Consider the following 2,236-nt stretch of genomic DNA (forward strand, 5'->3'; position numbering starts at 1 on the left):
AGGCTCAACGTTGGAGTTCAAAGGCTCAACGTTGGAGTTCAAAGGCTCAACGTTGGAGTTCAGAGGCTCAACGTTGGAGTTCAGAAGCTCAACGTTGAAGTTTAAAGGCTCAACGTTGGAGTTTAAAGGCTCAACGTTAAGGTTCAAAGGCTCAAGTGGCGATGTCTACGATGGGCTACGCTTACGCAGAATTCTTGCTCTGTGATATGATGAGTAAAATAGGCGGTTATAAACTGCACGCTAGTCGCTTCAAGGGGGAGAACCCCTGTACAGCGCTGGCTTATCTACACAGGCAATTACTTCAATGGATAATAAAGTTAAAATTGCCACCGCGAGGATGATTTCAGTAGGACTGTATCCATCTCGTATCCAAGTAGATGGATTTTCTACCGATGTTGAAGAGGTGGGGATTAATTGCGAAGTTTGGGTGATTTGATTGGAGTTGACTGGAGTTGTTAAAGCAGTTTTCACGGCTCAAACTTATTTTAAATGTTTCTATGGAAATGGTATTTATGCCAGAAGAATGAGGAGATTCCCTAGAAATCGAGAGAAAGTAGAAATTAAGTAGAATCGAGAAGAAATCTCACAAGCTGTCTATGCAATGGGCTGATTTTCTAACCAATGAAGCTGCTATTCATAGCTTATCCCCAGAGCAAACGGCAGCTTTTGTAGAGCGTTTGAAGAATGAAAACTTAGGTAAGAGTCAGGTAAAACTTGCCAGTGAATTGAATATCGGTGTTGGTGTTTACAAAAAGCTGATGACTAAGGTGTATAACAAGTTTGCTCAGAGTTGTCCTGAGTTAGCGACTTCTAAGAGTCGGGGCAAACTAGAAAAGTTACAAGCTTGCCTGAGAGCAAAATATAATGGCAAACAAGACTTCAGCGTTAGCACTCAGTCGAACGCTGCCCACACCACAATTAAAGAAATTCATCAAAATATTCCCTCTGCTGTTCCATTTGAAAAATTTGTGGGACGTGAGGCAGAACTACAAAAACTGCACTCCTCATTACAAACATCTGGGCAAGTTGCCATTGTAGCTGGGGCGGGTATGGGTGGTGTGGGAAAAACTGAACTTGCTACCCAATACGCCAAACAGCATTTGCAGAATTATCAAGGTGGGGTTTGCTGGTTATCAGCACAGGGAATTGATGTCGAAATTCAGATTCTCAGATTTGCCCAATTGAAATTTAACTTCATTGCACCGGATGAGTGGGAATTAGCAGATAGGCTGAGATACTGCTGGGAGAAGTGGCAACAAGGTGAAGTGTTGCTGGTGTTTGATGATGTCACTGACTACGAAACACAGGTTCAGCCTTATCTACCCCCAGAATCACCCCGGTTTAAAGTATTGCTGACAACGCGCCAGGAATTTGATAGAACTTTGCCGCAATTACCTTTGGATGTCCTCAAACCATTGGCGGCGATGAAATTATTAAAATCGCTGGTTGACAGAGAACGACTTAAAAACGAGGCTTGGGTTGCCAGAAGAATTTGTAAATTCTTGGGATATTTGCCTTTGGCGTTAGAGTTAGTGGGGCGATATCTGGATACAATACCAGATTTGTCTCTGGAGACACTACTAAAGCGGCTAGAGAAAAAGCGATTGGAACACGAAGCAGTCGCCAAGGCTAACCCATTGATACGTTATGAATACGGCGTTGCTGAAGCTTTTGCATTAAGTTGGGAACAGTTAGATGAAAAAGCACAAGGCTTAGGCTGTTGGCTGAGTTTGTATGCCTTGGCTGACATTCCCTTATTTGTTGAAGCGATAGAAAATGACAATGAACAAGAATTCTGGGATAAAGCTATAGCCCAGTTGCAAAAACTGCATTTAATACAATGGCAAAGTAAAGGAATTTATCGTCTACATCCACTGATTCGGCAATTTTTCCAAATGAAGTTGGATGAGTCAAGTGAGGCAGATAATGTAAAAACTGCTTTTGTGGCGCTGCTGGTAGAAATGGCAAAGCAAATTCCTCAACAGCCTAACCCTGAAGATATTTTCAATCTCACTTCCGCTATCCCCCACATTGCAGAAATTGCAACCTATCTATCCCAGTATCTCAGGAACGAAGATTTAATTTGCCCTTTCACAGGCTTAGGCTGGTTTTATCAAGCTCAAGGACTTTATCAGCAAGCAGAATCTTGGTACAAACTATGTATTGAGGTAGCTGAAAATCGTCTTGGTTTAGAACATCCCGATGTCGCCACTAGCCTGAATAATCTCGCAGAACT

General features: G+C 42.4%; 2 protein-coding genes. Both read left to right on the forward strand.

Going from position 1 to position 2,236, the window contains the following annotated elements; genetic code table 11:
• Positions 1-304 precede the first annotated feature (304 nt).
• On the forward strand, positions 305-436 hold the full coding sequence (locus ACFFAP_RS32840; RefSeq protein WP_375515139.1) for a hypothetical protein: 132 nt from the start codon (positions 305-307) through the stop codon (positions 434-436).
• Positions 437-596: 160 nt separating this feature from the next.
• Positions 597-2,236 (forward strand): NB-ARC domain-containing protein (locus ACFFAP_RS32845; RefSeq protein WP_375515140.1); only part of this gene is annotated, 1,640 nt, incomplete at its 3' end.

It is taken from the genome of uncultured Nostoc sp. (assembly GCF_964245575.1).
Lineage (GTDB): Bacteria > Cyanobacteriota > Cyanobacteriia > Cyanobacteriales > Nostocaceae > Nostoc.